The 16673-nt window shown below is 33.3% G+C and carries 18 protein-coding genes and 1 pseudogene; 17 read left to right on the forward strand and 2 right to left on the reverse strand.

What is annotated here, in order from left to right; all coding sequences use genetic code 11:
* Nucleotides 1-2 precede the first annotated feature (2 nt).
* The 10 genes from R3L15_RS10050 to R3L15_RS10095 all read left to right on the forward strand — a co-directional run bounded on the left by R3L15_RS10050 (nucleotide 3) and on the right by R3L15_RS10095 (nucleotide 7935).
* The gene (locus tag R3L15_RS10050) at nucleotides 3-410 is read left to right on the forward strand and encodes an OsmC family protein (protein WP_338731472.1); all 408 of its coding nucleotides are present in this window, start codon (nucleotides 3-5) and stop codon (nucleotides 408-410) included.
* Nucleotides 403-1377, forward strand: a complete 975-nt coding sequence (locus R3L15_RS10055) for a permease (protein WP_338731473.1) — start codon at nucleotides 403-405, stop codon at nucleotides 1375-1377. Before R3L15_RS10050 ends, R3L15_RS10055 begins: the two co-directional genes overlap by 8 nt.
* Nucleotides 1378-1396: 19 nt before the next feature.
* The gene (locus R3L15_RS10060) at nucleotides 1397-1837 is read left to right on the forward strand and encodes a nitrophenyl compound nitroreductase subunit ArsF family protein (protein ID WP_338731475.1); all 441 of its coding nucleotides are present in this window, start codon (nucleotides 1397-1399) and stop codon (nucleotides 1835-1837) included.
* Nucleotides 1838-2548 carry an aromatic aminobenezylarsenical efflux permease ArsG family transporter gene (locus R3L15_RS10065; protein ID WP_338731477.1) on the forward strand — a complete coding sequence of 237 codons (711 nt, stop codon included), beginning with the start codon at nucleotides 1838-1840 and terminating at the stop codon, nucleotides 2546-2548. It begins immediately after the preceding gene.
* Nucleotides 2549-3000: 452 nt separating this feature from the next.
* The gene (locus R3L15_RS10070; RefSeq protein ID WP_338731479.1) at nucleotides 3001-3318 is read left to right on the forward strand and encodes a hypothetical protein; all 318 of its coding nucleotides are present in this window, start codon (nucleotides 3001-3003) and stop codon (nucleotides 3316-3318) included.
* On the forward strand, nucleotides 3299-4231 hold the full coding sequence (locus tag R3L15_RS10075) for an FAD:protein FMN transferase (RefSeq protein ID WP_338731481.1): 933 nt from the start codon (nucleotides 3299-3301) through the stop codon (nucleotides 4229-4231). The genes R3L15_RS10070 and R3L15_RS10075 overlap by 20 nt, the downstream gene beginning before the upstream one ends.
* Entirely contained in the window at nucleotides 4228-5484 is a 1257-nt protein-coding gene (rsxC, locus tag R3L15_RS10080) for an electron transport complex subunit RsxC (RefSeq protein ID WP_338731483.1), read from the forward strand. The genes R3L15_RS10075 and rsxC overlap by 4 nt, the downstream gene beginning before the upstream one ends.
* Nucleotides 5481-6569, forward strand: a complete 1089-nt coding sequence (locus tag R3L15_RS10085; protein ID WP_338731484.1) for an RnfABCDGE type electron transport complex subunit D — start codon at nucleotides 5481-5483, stop codon at nucleotides 6567-6569. Before rsxC ends, R3L15_RS10085 begins: the two co-directional genes overlap by 4 nt.
* An 11-nt stretch (nucleotides 6570-6580) precedes the next feature.
* Nucleotides 6581-7231, forward strand: a complete 651-nt coding sequence (locus R3L15_RS10090) for a nitroreductase (RefSeq protein ID WP_338731485.1) — start codon at nucleotides 6581-6583, stop codon at nucleotides 7229-7231.
* Between the two features lie 59 nt (nucleotides 7232-7290).
* Nucleotides 7291-7935, forward strand: coding sequence for a nitroreductase (locus R3L15_RS10095; protein ID WP_338731486.1), 645 nt, complete (start codon nucleotides 7291-7293; stop codon nucleotides 7933-7935).
* A 1002-nt stretch (nucleotides 7936-8937) separates the two neighbouring features.
* On the opposite strand, the gene R3L15_RS10100 is transcribed toward R3L15_RS10095, so the two are convergent.
* Nucleotides 8938-9795 (reverse strand): nucleotidyl transferase AbiEii/AbiGii toxin family protein, encoded by an 858-nt coding sequence (locus R3L15_RS10100; RefSeq protein ID WP_338731487.1) that lies wholly within the window; start codon nucleotides 9793-9795, stop codon nucleotides 8938-8940.
* Nucleotides 9792-10430, reverse strand: coding sequence for a hypothetical protein (locus R3L15_RS10105; RefSeq protein WP_338731489.1), 639 nt, complete (start codon nucleotides 10428-10430; stop codon nucleotides 9792-9794). The genes R3L15_RS10100 and R3L15_RS10105 overlap by 4 nt, the downstream gene beginning before the upstream one ends.
* A 208-nt stretch (nucleotides 10431-10638) precedes the next feature.
* Here R3L15_RS10105 and R3L15_RS10110 point away from each other — a divergent pair.
* The 7 genes and pseudogenes from R3L15_RS10110 (at nucleotide 10639) to R3L15_RS10140 (ending at nucleotide 16594) form a co-directional block, all read left to right on the forward strand.
* Nucleotides 10639-11975 (forward strand): annotated as a pseudogene (locus R3L15_RS10110) (IS3 family transposase).
* A gap of 71 nt (nucleotides 11976-12046) precedes the next feature.
* On the forward strand, nucleotides 12047-12214 hold the full coding sequence (locus R3L15_RS10115; protein ID WP_338731490.1) for a hypothetical protein: 168 nt from the start codon (nucleotides 12047-12049) through the stop codon (nucleotides 12212-12214).
* 15 nt (nucleotides 12215-12229) lie between these two features.
* Entirely contained in the window at nucleotides 12230-12691 is a 462-nt protein-coding gene (locus R3L15_RS10120; RefSeq protein WP_338731491.1) for a hypothetical protein, read from the forward strand.
* Between the two features lie 510 nt (nucleotides 12692-13201).
* Nucleotides 13202-14167: a hypothetical protein gene (locus tag R3L15_RS10125; protein WP_338731492.1), complete on the forward strand. Its 966-nt coding sequence runs from the start codon at nucleotides 13202-13204 to the stop codon at nucleotides 14165-14167.
* 14 nt (nucleotides 14168-14181) lie between these two features.
* A complete protein-coding gene (locus R3L15_RS10130; RefSeq protein ID WP_338731493.1) occupies nucleotides 14182-14640 on the forward strand; it encodes a hypothetical protein in 459 nt (152 codons plus the stop codon).
* A 369-nt stretch (nucleotides 14641-15009) separates the two neighbouring features.
* Nucleotides 15010-15957: an RHS repeat-associated core domain-containing protein gene (locus R3L15_RS10135; protein WP_338734133.1), complete on the forward strand. Its 948-nt coding sequence runs from the start codon at nucleotides 15010-15012 to the stop codon at nucleotides 15955-15957.
* Nucleotides 15932-16594, forward strand: coding sequence for a hypothetical protein (locus R3L15_RS10140; RefSeq protein ID WP_338731494.1), 663 nt, complete (start codon nucleotides 15932-15934; stop codon nucleotides 16592-16594). Before R3L15_RS10135 ends, R3L15_RS10140 begins: the two co-directional genes overlap by 26 nt.
* Nucleotides 16595-16673: the final 79 nt, after the last annotated feature.

Consider the following 16673-nt stretch of genomic DNA (forward strand, 5'->3'; position numbering starts at 1 on the left):
TTATGAACTATCATATCAAAGCTTCATCCATTTCAAATCAAGATGCAGTTCTTCATATAAAGCAATCGAATATAGATTTTGGCACAACTTCAAAAACTGCCGAAATCTTGCCAAATCCTGCTGAATTATTCTTGGGTGCTTTTTCTGCCTGTATGTTGAAAAATGTTGAGCGATTTTCTGGTATGATGAAATTTACTTATTCAAAAGCAACAGTTGAAGTCAATGCCACACGTCTTGAAAATCCGCCACGTATGGACAACATCATTTATAATTTGACAATTTATAGCACCGATAAAAAACTAAATACAGATCTGCTAAAAAGGAACATTGAAAAATTTGGCACTATCTACAATACTATAAAACTATCCTGCACTATTTCTGGCACAATAAACACAATTACAAATGTTTGATTGGTTACAACATTTTGCCGATTGGCTTATATACTCTGTTTTTAATATTGGAGCAGAAACTCATTTAGGAACTGCGCTAAATTTCTTTGTATATGATACGCTCAAAATATTAATTCTCTTATTTGTGATTGTATTTTTAATGGGAATTGTAAACGCGTATTTTCCCATTGAACGCCTTAAAAATTATCTGAACCGAAAAAAAATGTACGGTTTAGAATACTTTTTTTCTTCCATTTTTGGTGCAATTACACCTTTTTGTTCTTGCTCTTCCGTTCCTCTATTCATTGGCTTTGTACAAGGTGGGATTCCGTTAGGCGTAACGTTCTCTTTTTTGATTACTTCGCCTTTAGTTAATGAAGTTGCTATTGCTATGTTTATTGGTATGTTTGGTTTAAAAGCAACACTAATTTATGCAGGTTCAGGCATTTTATTAGGAACAATTAGTGGTTGGCTGCTTGGTAAATTCAATCTCGAACCATTACTTTCTGATTGGGTAAAAAAGATTCTAGAAAACAAAATGCAACAGGCAGAATATGAAGAACAAAAGCAAACTTTTTACCAAAGAATACCCGAAATCACAAGAGGAGCTTGGGATATAGTAAAAGGAGTACTTCTTTATGTAATCATAGGTATTGCAATTGGTGCAGCAATGCACGGCTATGTTCCAGAAAACTTTTTCAATCAGTATTTAGGAGGTGGCGAATGGTGGACAGTTCCTCTTGCTGTATTAATAGCGATTCCAATGTATGCTAATGCTGCAGGAATTGTTCCTGTTATTGAGGTTTTTGTTGCCAAAGGCGTACCACTTGGTACTGCAATTGCCTTTATGATGGCAACGGTAGGATTATCTATTCCAGAAGCAACATTGCTAAAAAAAGTAATGTCTCTAAAGCTAATCGCTATCTTTTTTGGCGTGGTTACAATCGCCATCATTATTTCAGGGTTTCTATTCAATATCATCTTATAAACAAAAAAATCATATAAAAATGAATAAAATAATCAAAATTCTTACAGTTTTAGCAATCGGACTAATACTTACATCTTGCAATGGTCAAGATAAAAACAAAACAACTTCTTTAGATAAATCCGTTTCAAAAATTGAAGTGCTAGATTTTCACTCTACACATAGATGTATGACGTGTAATGCTATTGAAACAAATACAAAATACACGTTGAATACTTATTTTGCAAAGGAACTTAAAGAAGCTAAAATTACGTTTCAGGTTATTAATGTAGATAAAAAGGAAAATGAAAAAATTGCTGAAAAATTTGAGGCGTCAGGAACTTCTTTATTCTTAAACGTGATTAAAAACGGAAAAGAAACCCAAATAAATCTAACTGATTTTGCCTTTATGAACGGAAACGACCAAGACGCATTTTCTAAAGAACTGAAAGCCAAAATAGACCAGGAATTAAAAACACTTTAAATGGATTTTTTGCAATCGCTTTTAGAGGATTATAATATTCCCATTCTATCGGCATTGATACTCGGACTAATGACAGCCATTAGTCCGTGTCCTTTAGCGACCAACATAACTGCAACGGCATTTATTTCTAAAAATATTTCCAGTAAACGTAAAGTGTTTTTAAGCGGTTTGCTTTACTCTTTGGGTAGAGGGTTTAGTTACACAGCAATTGGTTTAATATTGTATTTTGGTGCAAGTAAATTCCATATCGCTCGATTTTTCAATCAGAATGGGGAAAAATATTTAGGCCCCTTATTAATAATCATTGGTTTGATTATGCTAAATATTATCAAGCTCAATTTTTTAGGAAAATCAAACTTTCAAGAAAAACTATCTGAAAATTTCAAAGACAAAGGACTTTTAGGCTCTTTTTTAATAGGTATTATTTTTGCGTTGGCATTTTGCCCTTATAGCGGAGCATTGTTTTTTGGAATGTTGATTCCTCTGACAATTGCATCAGCAGACGGACTTTATCTGCCTATCATATTTGCATTTGGAACGGGATTGCCTGTAATTCTTTTCACTTACTTATTGGCTTTTACAGTAGGAAAAGTCGGTGTATTCTACAACAGAATTACGAAAATCGAAAAAGTAATGCGCACCGTTGCAGGTGTTGTTTTCATTTTGACTGGATTGTATTATGTCTCAATTTTCACAGGAATTTTGGAATAACCAATGCTAAAGCCATACACACTTGCAATTACTCACAGTTTTTAATTTCACTTTTTAGTATTCGTGAACTTAGGCTTCTCTCTAGCCAACACTTCGCCAAAATTGTAAAAGAGTATGACTTTACCTATACTGAAAACCAAACTGGATGAAAAAAGCCAATGGGCAACAAAGTGTATAGCTCATTACGGCAGAATTGCTTGCGGCAGTTTGCTGCGCTCGTGTCATTACAATTAGCAAACCTCTCTACTATATATTAAAATAACACGTATTTATCTTGTTTGCCTTGGATACTAAATGCAGATGTAAAGCTATAGATTATTAAGTATTATCTGAAATTAAAACAAAACAGATAATGCTTAGGGCTATAGTTTAACATTCCTTTTAACAAAGCATTAACTGACAAACCTTTGTATATACAATGATTGGGGCTATTTTAGCTTAAAAATTTCTTCATGAAATTAAAACGTATATTGCTATTTACTACAGGAATTGTATTGTTATTATTTGGTAATAGGAAGTTTTGGGATATCTACCAAGAAGGAAAGTTAAAGGCTAAGAAACAAGAAGAATTAGCCCATGCCAATGATGATGTTGTGTCTCGTTTTGAAACTCAAAAATTAGTTTTTGATACAGAGACTTCTACATGGAACAACCCTAATATCTATTTTAAAGTCATAAATCTTGGTAATATAAATTATGATGCGCTAAAGAAAAAGAATGGTTCTGTAAAGGAATCTAATACCGTAGAGAATGCCTCAAGTAGCCAATAGTATATACCTAACACGAACAGAAGAATTATTTTACTGTAAGATAAAGGTAAAGTTACCAGAGCACTATGGCGAATCGTTATTGAATGAATGCTTTGCTATTATGCAAGAGGTAGATACTTTATATAATTCTTATACTGAAGGTTCTTATTTTAATACTATTAACGCGAATGCAGGCCAGTGGGTTGATACAGATTTTAATACTGTACAGCTACTAAAAGTATTAAAGGTTATATGGCAATGTACCAATGGTGCTTTTGACCCAACTGCTATGCCTCTTATAAAAGGTTGGGGGTTTTATAATGACTTAAACGACACATTAATTCCTTCTGAAACAGAAATAGAAACATTTTTACAGGATGTAGACTTTTCTGAAGTACAAATAGATGGCACTCGTGTGAAAATAGGAGCAAACCAAGAATTGATAACAGGAGCTTTTATTAAAGCTTTTGCTGTAGACCAAGTGATAGCACGGCTAAAACAATTGGATGTAAAAGAAGTTCTGATAAATGCAGGAGGCAGCTCTATATGTGCTTTAAGCACTAGCGAAGATCATTGGAGGCTAGATATTCCACATCCTGTAGAACAGTCCCATTCACTTTTGAATTTATCGTTGCAAAACAGTTCGTTTTCACTATCCTCAACTTCAAAATACGATAGGCTTATTAATGGAAAGCGCTACAGTCATATATTAAACTCTAAAACAGGCTATCCTTCACAAAGCTTACAGGTAGGAGTTTTAACAGATTCGGCATTTTTAGGCGATGTTTTATCTACTGCACTTTTCAGTATTGATGCTAAAGATTTTAATACTGTTGTAGAGCAATTGGGTAAACACTATTCGTTTTCGGCATATCATATTGATAAACAGTATCAATATTACAGGTTTAATCCTAAACATATTATGGCGCTATGATGTTAATTCCTTCATTAAAGAGTAAAACTAAACACTTAGGCATACGTCGTCTGTCTTCACCAAAAACTTTGTATTTACCGTTACAGGGTTATAATGGGGTTATGGAATTGTGTGTAAAAGAGGGAGACACTGTAAAAAAATATCAGCATTTGGCAGCTTTAAACGGTTCGTTAGCAAGTTGTATACATGCTCCTGTTTCTGGTATTGTTGAAGGTATTGTTTATATTCAGGATAAGCCCTATTTACAGTTACAAAATGATTTTAAGGATACGGAAGTTTCAAGATTACATCGCATACCTGATGCGTTATCGAAAGCAGATATTATTTCGCTAATGCATGATTACGGTATTATAGGAAGTGGTGGAGCTAAGTTTCCGACACAGGTAAAATATGAAGGAGCAACTTCAAAACTTTCGTACTTTATAATTAATGGAGTAGAGTGCGAGCCTTATTTGAGTGCAGACTATGCCTTAATGAAAGAACAATCTGAAGCCTTGCTCTCTTTACTGGCTTTATTACAAAAGGTATTGCAGATAAAGCGTATAGTATTTGGTATAGAAAAACAGCATAAAGAATTAAAAAAACTATTGCTTACCAAAGCCCAACAGCTATCTCTAGATATTGATGTAAAGATTTTGGAAAATACCTATCCGCAAGGTGGTGAGTTACAATTGATAAAAGCTGTTACAGGAAAAGAATTGCCTAAAGGCAGTATCCCTGTAGATCATGATATTTTGGTAAACAATGTAGGGACATTATGGGCTATGTATAATGCCTTGTACAACAATATACCTTATACAGAACGTGTGATAACAGTTTCTGGTGAGAAAGGAAAAGAACTGGGGAATTTTAATGTAAAAATAGGAACACCAGTAGCACATATTATTGAAGAATTGGGTGTAGAACATGGTTTTAATGCCATAACCACTATACTTGGTGGACCGATGATGGGTAAAGCACTAAACGACACTAAAAGCCCTATAAATAAAGGTAGCGGAGGGATTTTGTTTATAGAAAACCCTACAAATGATAGATATAACTGTATCCAATGTGGGTATTGTACAGATGTTTGTCCGCAACATTTAATGCCCATGGAGTTTGCCCGTTATGAAACCCAAGGTAACTCAGCTAAACTTGAAGCTTTTAATTTGAATGATTGTATAGAATGCGGTGCCTGTGCTTATATATGTCCTAGTGATGTGCCATTGATGAAAAGTATTTTTTCAGGAAAACAATTATTAAGAACCGTATGAGATTGAACCCTTATATAAAACCTAAATATAATAGTACCCGAAGTGTTATGGTAGATGTGCTCATTGCACTGTTGCCTGTGATGTTTGTGGGAACATTGGCTTATGGTAGTCTGTTTGTAAGCAATATATTATGGGCTACAGCAGCGGCTTTGCTTAGTGAGTTTCTTTTTGCAGTCATCTATACGAAGCATTATAAAAGCGTGCTAGATGGTTCTGCTGTAGTAACCGCTTGGTTACTGTGCTGTACACTTTCTGTTATTACACCTTGGTACATGATTGTTTTTGGGGCATTTGCTGCAGTAACGTTTGGTAAAATGGTTTGGGGAGGATTGGGAAAAAACCGTTTTAATCCAGCTTTGGTAGGTAGGGAATTTATGGTTTGCTTTTTTCCGGTTGTAATGACATCAGCTGCTATTTGGCAAAGTAGTAACGTTATTGTAACTGAGGCAGAGCCATTTTTTCCAGGACTTACAGATCCAACGCTTAATGAATATCTAAGTCATTTGGTATACCATACCACTGGTGCTATGGGAGAATATTCTATAGTAGCTTTGCTAGTAGGAGGACTTTACCTTATACTACGACGACGGATATCTTGGCATATTCCCTTTAGTTTGCTTACGGTATTTATGATAAGCTTTTGGTTGATAGATGGAGGGAGTGTATATAACTTTTCTTTTGGAGGTGTTTTGTTAGGTACGCTGTTTATGGCAACAGATATGCCTTCTAGCCCAACAAACCCTTATGGTAAGTTGTACTACGGAGCCATGATAGGTTTGGTAGCTTTTATAATGATTATTGGTGGAGCAAGCTATGAGTATATGTCTTATTCTATATTAATCCTCAATGGTTTTTCATATTATATAAGTACGGTTTTTGTACCAAGAATATGGGGACGATCGCTAAATTATGGCAAGCGCTTAGAAGCTATCTTTTTGCTTACGCTTTGTATACTGGGTACTAGCTTGGCTATTCTGTCTTTAAACTATTACAATCTCATACACTACTTGGTGTATGTGTATATGTTCTACATAATTTTAAAATTCAACTACAGCTTTATAAAACAAATTAAAAACCCAATTTAACCTTACTATTAATGAAACATATAAGCTTAATATTATTATTGACACTCTTGGCTATATCTTGTACAGAAGCACCTGTAGAGCAAGTGGTGTACGACGGTTCACAGAGAGAAGCTATTATACACAATATACTAACCCGTAGATCTATAAGAAAGTATAAGGACACACAGGTAAGCAAGGCACAATTGGATACTATTATGAAAAGTGCATTGTTTGCACCAAGTGCCTTAAATAAACAACCTTGGGAAGTACGTGTAATACAGAATAAAGAATTGCTTACCGAGATTAATGACCGTTTTTTGAGCTATGCAGAAGGGAAAGAGTTTCAAGGTAGTGCAGCCCGTTATAGAGAACCAGGTTTTAGTATTTTTCATGGAGCACCAACACTTATTGTTATTGCTAGGGATACAAGTAGCAACATAAGCTATCTAGATTGTGGTATAATTTTGCAAAACATATTACTGAGCGCTCATGCTATTGATTTGGGTACTTGTCCGTTAGGGACACTGGTTCCTGTTCTTAATAAGGAAGAGAACAAAGATATTATAGACTTACTGAATATACCCGAAGGCTATGAAGTAGCTATTAACGTAGCTTTGGGGTACCCAGACGAACAGCCTGTAGCTCCAAAACGTTACCCTGAACGTTTAAAGATTATAGAGTAAAACATGTTCTTATTTATTCTGTATCTTAATATCTGTTTGCATTTATAATCACATTTTGTATGAAACGATTATTATATATTTTTTTGCTCATTACCTTTTTATCTTGTGATAAAGCCCCATCAAAGGTCTACTATACAGAACCTAATAGTGAGGCTATTATGGATAATATCCTAACCCGAAGATCTATTAGAAAATATACGTCTCAGCAGGTAAGCACTGCGAAACTAGAACAGATAATGAAAAGTGCCATGTATGCTCCCAGTGCTAATAACAAACAGCCTTGGGAGGTTAGAATTGTTCAAAACCCTGAGCTATTGGAAGAAATTAACAAACGATTTATAGATTGGGCACAAGGAAAAACATTGAATGGACGTACAAACCAATATAATGAACCTGGATTTAGTATTTTTCATGATGCACCGACCCTAATTGTTATAGCTAGAGATAAAAATAATCCTTACAGTAATTTAGATTGTGGCATTATATTACAAAATATATTATTGAGTGCTCATGCTTTAAATTTAGGAACTTGTCCTTTGGGTGCTATGGTACCATCAATGAATAGTAAAAAAAATAAAGACATATTAGAGTTACTTAATATTCCGGAAGATTATGAGGTGTCTGTAAATGTTGCTTTGGGTTACCCAGACGAAGTGCCCAAAGCACCAAAACGTAATCCAGAACGTTTAAGAATAGTAAGATAAATTAGTGCTACAACCAGGATTTTTTATTTAGATGCGTATAGGTATAGAGATCTATGTGTTTCTATTATCATTATGATTTATTGCAGTTGGTAATAATAAGTCCAGCCACTTGCTAACCGTGTGTGGTCATTCACCTATATTGTTTTGTGATATGGACTTTAAATACTTCTTCTGTGGGCTTTGTTATTGCCTTTTTGGTTGAAAAGGTTTAAGTTGTTTTTTGTTCTTGTTGCAACGGGTGTTGCTTCGCTTGTTGTTTATTATAAAGCGCTGTATTATCCTCATAAGGACTGTACCCTTGACGCAACAATTTATTTAATACTTGACGTAAAATGGTCAAGACTGCTAATCGCTCTTCTTTAGTTTTGTATTTGTTGGCATCGCCATAAATAGGTGTTTATCTTTTGAGCTTCCCTGTCTCGGGATGACGATAGGAAAAATACACATACCAACGCTTTGATAAATCGTTGTTTGCTGTGTAGATTTTTGGTGTGGAAAATTTCTTCTTCAATGACAAATCCTATGCATTTTCGTATGCACTTTCTATTAGGGCATTAAAATTACGCATAAAAAAAGGATTATGAGAACACAACCCTTTGATTTTACTGGCCTTAGGCCTTTGTAGCGGGAACTGGACTCGAACCAGTGACCTTCGGGTTATGAGCTTGAACCCTGAAAACGTAAACTAGCTAATATTCAGCGTTTTACCCTCGCCGTTTTTCTAAAATCGTATGCACTTTCGTATGCAAAAATGTATGCAGTTTGGTGTTGTGGTTAAACATTAAAACTGAAAGATAAATATAGTGCTTTTTGGTTGACTTTTATGAACTTTTTAAAGACTTATTTTACCTGTTTTTTTTTCATCATTGCATCAGACTAAAGCCCTTTCTTTCTCTTTAAAAGTATCAAATTAGACGCTTTGCAACTATGTTTTTGTTACTATAAACAACACCATTCTTGTGAGTGTTTTGTCTTCCTTAGCATAATAACACCGAAGGCTATTTAACTATTTTCAAACTTCATTTTGCTTATTAAATCTTTAAAATATTGTGGACTCCATATTTTTAACCCTTCGTCGTTTTTAATAAACCTAACAACATCTTCTTTAATACTATCAAAAGATACAGATTCAATTTTCGCTTCTAGTAGTTCTATAACCTGTTCTTTAGAAATGTTGTCGTCTTCCCAGTCTTTTGTGTCTTTGGCTCTCGCTAAGAAATGATTAACATCTAAAGGAATACTTTTTTTAACATACCACTCTATGTCATACCAATCTCTACCTTTTACTCTATTTTTCCATTTTCTAAACAACAGTGCATGCATCTTACCTGCAAACAAACTTGGTTTAGTAAAGCACTTTACATAAAAAGAAAATGGCCGAAGTAACAGTTTTTCTTCGGTTTCAAAATGTAATGGGGGTTGACGGTCAACCTCTATTTTAATTTTCAAAGTCTTATTAGAGCGTACTCCTGTCTCTTTTATGATGTCTTCGAGAATAATTTCTTGCCAAATTGTTTCGGCTTTTAGAAAAGCAGAATCAACAGCGGTCTGTTTTGTTTTCTTCTTTTCCTTAATACTAACAGTTAGCCCCAAAGAAGTAAACTCATCTTGTATGGCTTTAAAATACGGCTCTATTGAAAAATTAGCATCAGGATTAAGTAAAGAAAAGTCCAAGTCTTCAGAATATCTATCCAGCCCATAAAAAATTCGGAGAGCTGTACCTCCATAGAAAGCTGCTTTCTCAAAAAAATCAGTTCTTGACAAAGCTGCTAAAGTAATTTCTTGCATTATTTCTCTTAATGCAGATAATATTTCTTCTTCATTCTGAGGGTTATATTCTTCTATCCACTCTTTTATCATAATTTCATTAGTGTTTTAACAAGCATTTTTAAACTATTCTTTTTAGGTGCGTTTTCAATCCACATTTCCATAACCTTTGTATCTAATGTACTTAACAACTCACTATCTATCCTAAGATCCTCCATTAAAAACTCTTGTGTTTGCTTTATACTTCTAAGGTTAATTTTTGGTGTTAGCACAATTTTATCACACAAAGCTTTTTCTCGTGAGGCTATCAATATGGCTTGCTTAGGAGAGTATTCTATATTTTTTATACCATAGGTATAATAAGGTGTTTTTAATTGTTGATACGTGAACCGCCCTACTAAAGTTTTATATAATTTTGGCGTTTTTATGGTTACAGAGCTTATTTCATAGGCTTTCTCTGGTATCATATTCCAATAAGACAAAGCGGACTCTAAGGATACATAACTTGGTCCCCTAAGATGGTTAGCTATTAAAAATGGTTCTGGTGAGGGTAGGTTCATTTTCGGGCCAATTATATACAATCCTCTTCTAATAGAAATGAGTTCTTCGCTTTTAAGCAACTCACTAATCTTATCATTCGGCCTTTTATAATTACTAAGTAATTCTAAAATTAAGTGTCTAGATATTGGAGCTTCTGCGTATTCTTTTATAATTGTTCTAAAATCCATCTTGTCATTATTACATATAATAATCGGATATAATCCGATTAACTCATTCAAAAATAACAATTATATGTAAAAAACAAGCTATATAATCGGAATAAATCCGATTATATAGTCAAATTACAACTGTTTGACTTCAGCAAAAAGTGAACTTTTAGAGGTGAAAATTTAAGAGAGATATTTCTTAAATTAATAACCTTTAAAATTATCTATTATGGCAAAAAAACAAAGTGCCAGTTCGTTAATCAGTGAACTTAAAAGAAAAACAAGAAAAGTATATAGTTCTGAGGATAAGATCAGGATTGTAATTGAAGGTATGCGTGGTGAAATATCTATAGCAGAATTATGTCGTCATGAAGGTATTGCTCAAGCTAATTATTATAAATGGAGCAAAGACTTTATGGAAGCAGGTAAAAAGCGTTTAAATGGTGATACTATGCGAGAAGCGAATACGTCAGAAGTTCTGGCTCTAAAACAAGAGAACCAAGATCTAAAGGAGTTTGTGGCAGAACTGTCTTTAGAAAACAGAAAGTTGAAAAAAAACTTAAATGGAGACACCTAAAAAGAAAACGGTATATGCATTACAGTCAAGCAGAGAAAATGGATATCATCCGTTTAGTAGAACAATCAGACCTAGGTGTTATCAGGACTTTACGGGAGTTAAAAATAAATAAGACCACTTTTTATAATTGGTACAATGCCTACTTGGAAAATGGATTTCAAGGCCTCGCCAGAAAGCAAAACAAGCGTTGTGGCGGTTGGAATAAAATTAATCAAGCCGACAGGGACACCGTAGTAGAAATGGCTATAGAAAAACCTGAGTCTTCTCCTCGTCAGTTAGCTTGGGATATTACTGATAATTACAATTATTACATCAGTGAGTCCAGTGTGTACCGTATTTTGAAAGAAAATGGTATGATTACCACACCAGCCTTCAGAATTATGAGTGCCTCAGACGAGTTTCACGATAAAACAACAGCTCCTAATCAACTATGGCAGACAGATTTTACCTATTTTAAGATATATGGCTGGGGTTGGTACTATCTATCAACTATTTTAGACGATTACAGTCGGTATATTGTAACTTGGAAACTGTGCTCCAGTATGAAGGCTGAAGATGTTACTGCAACTCTAGATGACGCCTTAGCTAAAGCAGATCTTAAAAATAGTAACCCTCCAAAGTTATTATCAGATAATGGTTCCTGCTACATTGCACACGATTTAGCAAGCTATCTCGATCATAAAGGCATGGAGCATACTCGTGGTAGACCACTTCATCCTCAAACTCAAGGAAAGATTGAACGCTATCACCGTTCTATGAAAAATGTTATAAAACTTGATAATTATTTTCCCCCTGGACAATTAGAAGCTAAATTAGAAGAATTTGTCCAGTTCTATAATTACCAAAGGTATCATGAATCTATAAATAATCTATTGCCTGCTGATATGTATTATGGAAGGGCTCAATGAAAACTAAAGCAACGTGATTTAATTAAATCAAAAACTTTAAAGGCTAGAAAAAAACAATATCAAAATTTAATATTAAATTAGACCCAACACTCTCTTATTTTTTAGCTCAAAAAGTTCAATTTCGACTGAAGACTTACAATGTAACAGTTAGTGTGTTAAATAGCCCAGTAGCAGAATTCCCTGATAGCACTAAGCCTAAGGTAGATAATGAGCCAAAAAATAAAAAGAAAGGTATTATTGAAAAAGTGAGTGAAGCTATATCAGATTTTCTGTCAGATATTATTCCAGATAATATTAATATAGCGCCACCGACTAACTAAAGATTTATTGACGTTTTGAAGAATATTATAACAATTAAAAAGATTAGTTTTCAGGATAGATTTCTTAAATCGTGTTTAGATTTTGTATTTGTGGTATACATTTTCTTTACAATTATTAGTGCTTTAGTGAGTCTTTATCTTTCATTGTTTTTTGTCGTAATGATAGGGTATTATATTTCTAAGAGATATAAAGAGTCACTTATATACATAACGGATATTTTATATTCGGGAGAAGATAAAAAAGTAATATTTTTATATGGTTACAGGGATAATTTTGATTTGAAAATAGAGAAGGACTGTTCAAGTTTTCAGGTAGAAAGGTTTAATCAACTTAAGGGGATAGAAAAAACAAAAATAGTTTTTACGGAAAAGTATAAAACGTTTTTGACTCAATTTGAAGTGGGTGATTGGAATAATGATAATTTTGAAAAAATTGAACGATTCTACTTAAACGTTAAGGCTAATACTTCAAACTAACCCATAATAAAAATTTGTATTAAGTAGGTTTATAATCAGCAATCGTAGTCAATATGGTTGCTGATTTTTTTTATGGGTAATGATGCATAAAAAATAAAGAGCAAGAGGAATAGAGGAACGTCTCCACTGATGCACAAATCCATTTGCCTTCCAAGTTGCAATATGATAAATTATTTCAGTAAAGCACCATGTCATTCAGTATGGAACGTAGTAGAATGAAGAATCCCCCCCCTACCATGCAGCGTAATAATTTATATATCGTTAGATGCTTCAATCGGTAAAAAGCCTCCTTCTGCATGACAGCCGTCCTGTGTAACAAAACCCTCTGTCACTCAAACCTCCGTTACCACACAATTGCCTGTACTATGATTATCGACCTGTATTGTGAGGCACCATGATTTTCATTTCTCTTAGTGAATAAGTTTTCACTTCCAATTATGATTTTTTATATTTATCCGTGAAAAGTTCATTGAAAATAGTGAAAATGATTACCCTTCTTTCAGAATGCTTATGCCTAAACGCCATGGTAGTGTGGATTCCTACCGCTACGGCTTCCAAGGACAGGAAAAAGATGATGAGGTAAAAGGTGAAGGCAATTCACTTAATTATACGTTTAGAATGCACGACCCTCGTGTAGGTAGGTTTTTTGCTGTGGATCCTCTAGATTATAAATTTCCTTGGAACTCACCATATGCTTTTAGTGAAAATAGAGTGATTGATGCAATTGAGTTAGAAGGAGCTGAGTCTTTAGTCTTAGGTACTGAAACTAGTGCGGCTGCAATATATGCGAAAGGTTCGGGGAGCGGAGTCATTTTTGATTTTTCAAAATCGAAAATACAAGTATATACTTATAAATCACAATCAAAAGGATATGAAAGTGATTTAGGGGTTGCTCGTCAGGCTGTAGTAGCATATTATCCAACAGCTTCAGCAGAAAATCTTGAAGGCAAAGGGAAATCAACTGGATTTACATTAAGCAAAAAAATACTAACAGGATCTGTAGCTGTAGTTACGTCAGGAGAAAATGATGAATATAAAGGATTACAAATTGGTGTGGGTTTTGGTCTTTCACCTAATCCATTACCAGGAACAGTATTTGAATTTGATACTTTCACTGAGATTAAACCTTCAAATCTTGCAGCTCATGCACAAGATTTAATTAAATATAAGGGTAAAATAAAAGAAAGCATAAATAAAAACTTAATTGAATTAACAGAGAGGGGAGCATTTTTAGGTACTGCTATTGCAAAGGTTACAAATTATATTAACAAAGAACTTAAACCAAAATTAAATACCCCTAATCTCGATCAAAAATCAAGAATTAACATTACAGCTGATATACTTGGTCATTTGAAAGTTATAGCTGAATATAGAAAAGAAATTAAAGAAATTCAAAAAGCTTCTCATGATGCTGAAAAGTTGCTAGAACAAATTGATGAAGTAATTGAGCAATCTAAAAAAGAAGCAGGAGAATAATAATTTATTTAAGAATGAATTTTTTTACTACAAAAGTTGTTTTAGAGTTAGAATTAACAGAAGATCAAATTTTAAGCAAAGTAAAAACAATTACTACTAAAAAATCTTTAAATAATCTTATAAATACAAGCAATGTTCCTTTTGAAGGAGAAATAGCGGAGGATAGTTTTACTATTTATCCTTTATTTGATTATGGCATAAATATGTTCGGAAGACCGGAAATTTTAGGTAATTTAGAGAAAAATGATATCGCAACAAAATTACATATTACTTCTAAATTTCCTTTGTATTTTCAATTTATATTAATAGGAATATTAACAATAAATTTATCAATAGTAATATTGTCGATTAATGTTGAAATTTTATTTCATCTGTTTTCTTTACTTACATTATTGATATTTTGGTATTCTATGAATAGAAAGTCTGAAAAATCAATACAAATTTTGAAAGACACCCTGTTGCCACACGAATAAAACCCGATAGCACACGATTGTTTTCCCCGCTAGTGCACAAATCCATTTGCCTTCCAAGTTGCAATATGATAAATTATTTCAGTAAAGCACCATGTCATTCAGTATGGAACGTAGTAGAATGAAGAATCCCCCCTACCATGCAGCGTAATAATTTATATATCGTTAGATGCTTCAATCGGTAAAAAGCCTCCTTCTGCATGACAGCCGTCCTGTGTAACAAAACCCTCTGTCACTCAAACCCCCGTTACCACACAATTGCCTGTACTATAATTATCGACCTGTATTGTGAGGCACCATGATTTTCATTTCTCTTAGTGAATAAGTTTTCACTTCCAATTATGATTTTTTATATTTATCCGTGAAAAGTTCATTGAAAATAGTGAAAATGATTACCCTTCTTTCGGAATGTTACTGCCTAAACGCCACGGTAGCGTGGACTCATACAGGTACGGCTTCCAAGGACAAGAGAAAGATGATGAGATTAAAGGCGAAGGAAATAGCATAAACTATAAGTTTAGAATGCACGACCCGAGAGTCGGTAGGTTTTTATCTTTAGACCCTCTTGCACCACAATATCCGCATAATTCGCCTTATGCCTTTAGTGAAAACAGAGTTATAGACGGAATTGAGTTAGAGGGATTAGAAAGAACATCTATCACATATAAATGGAATGAAAAAAATCAAGGATATGATCAGCCTATTAGAATCGATCAAGGCTATGGAAGTGGTTCGGTCATGAGATGGAAAGGTGGTCCTATTGTTCCTTCTGGCTATGATCAAAGAGCTATATATTTTGATGATGAAAACAATGAAATAGCTGATAGAGTCAGTAAAAGTGCTTCTCGTATTTGGAAAGAATCAAGTCTTGTAACTAAAGGAGAGTTAAAAACATCTTTAACCAAATCAAAAAAAGTAAATATTTCTGTTACAACTGCTAAAGTAAGTGCAGAACAACAATTTCAAAAAACAACAGCTTCCTTTTCAAAAAATGAAGGTTTAGAAATTAAGGTTGAAGGTTCCCAAACAACTCTAAGTGTTGGTGGTGGTCTTAAAAGGGGAACTTTAACTGTCAAAAAAAGTTCTAATGGAGATTTTACTCAAGTAATAGAACTGGCTGAATTAGTTCAAATTAAAGCCACAAAAAAAAATAATGGTTCGGAGTCTCAATCAATCTTTTTTGTTTTACCTCCTGTAGAAATAGGTAAAGGAGCAGGAACTGAAACCAAATTGACAATAAAAGGAGGGATTGAACATAAAGAGCCTGTTGAGGTAAATTTTAATGACATACAAAATGATGACAAAAACAAAAAGAATTAATATAATTTTTATTTTGCTTATTTTATTTTCTTGTGACTCTAATGTAGATCAAAATTTATTTGATTCTGAACAAAAAGAAGAAGTGTTAAATTATTTTGAAGCGAGTGAATTATTTTTTGAAGTAGAAAATAATTTATATATTTTAAATATAATAGGTAGTAAAATTGATAATGCTTACATTTTAGAAGAAAACTCGAAAGTTATTGCTTTAAAAATATGTCAAATTTTAAAAGAAAAACCTGAAATATCATTTAATACAGAAATCATTGTAAAGCTAGAAGGTAAATATAATAATAGTTATAATTACAAACTATTCCATCTTGCTGAAATTCAAGAAGGGTTAGAGTCTGTTGAGAAGTCTATAAATCATTTAAAAAACAATAAAGTTCTTCTCGAAGATTTTTATATTGATTTAAACTGTAATGATAAACCAATAATTGCAAATGAAATTGATTGGGATAAAATTCAAAATGTCAATTTAATCAATTTTGAAATCGCTGAATTTGATATGTGTGATCAAATTATAGAATCAGTACTTTATCGTATAAATTTACTTCCATTAAACATTAATATTTGGGTCTATTATTATCCAAAGGATCACAAAATTATTGCAATTGGTCTCCCTCAAGGTTCTTAAGCTAATGCTGATTTATTGTATATGAATACAGCTAAAAAAAAAATTCAATAAAAAGAGTGTTAGAGTTTTAAAAGAAAAA

This window comes from Mangrovimonas cancribranchiae (assembly GCF_037126245.1).
Classification (GTDB): domain Bacteria; phylum Bacteroidota; class Bacteroidia; order Flavobacteriales; family Flavobacteriaceae; genus Mangrovimonas; species Mangrovimonas cancribranchiae.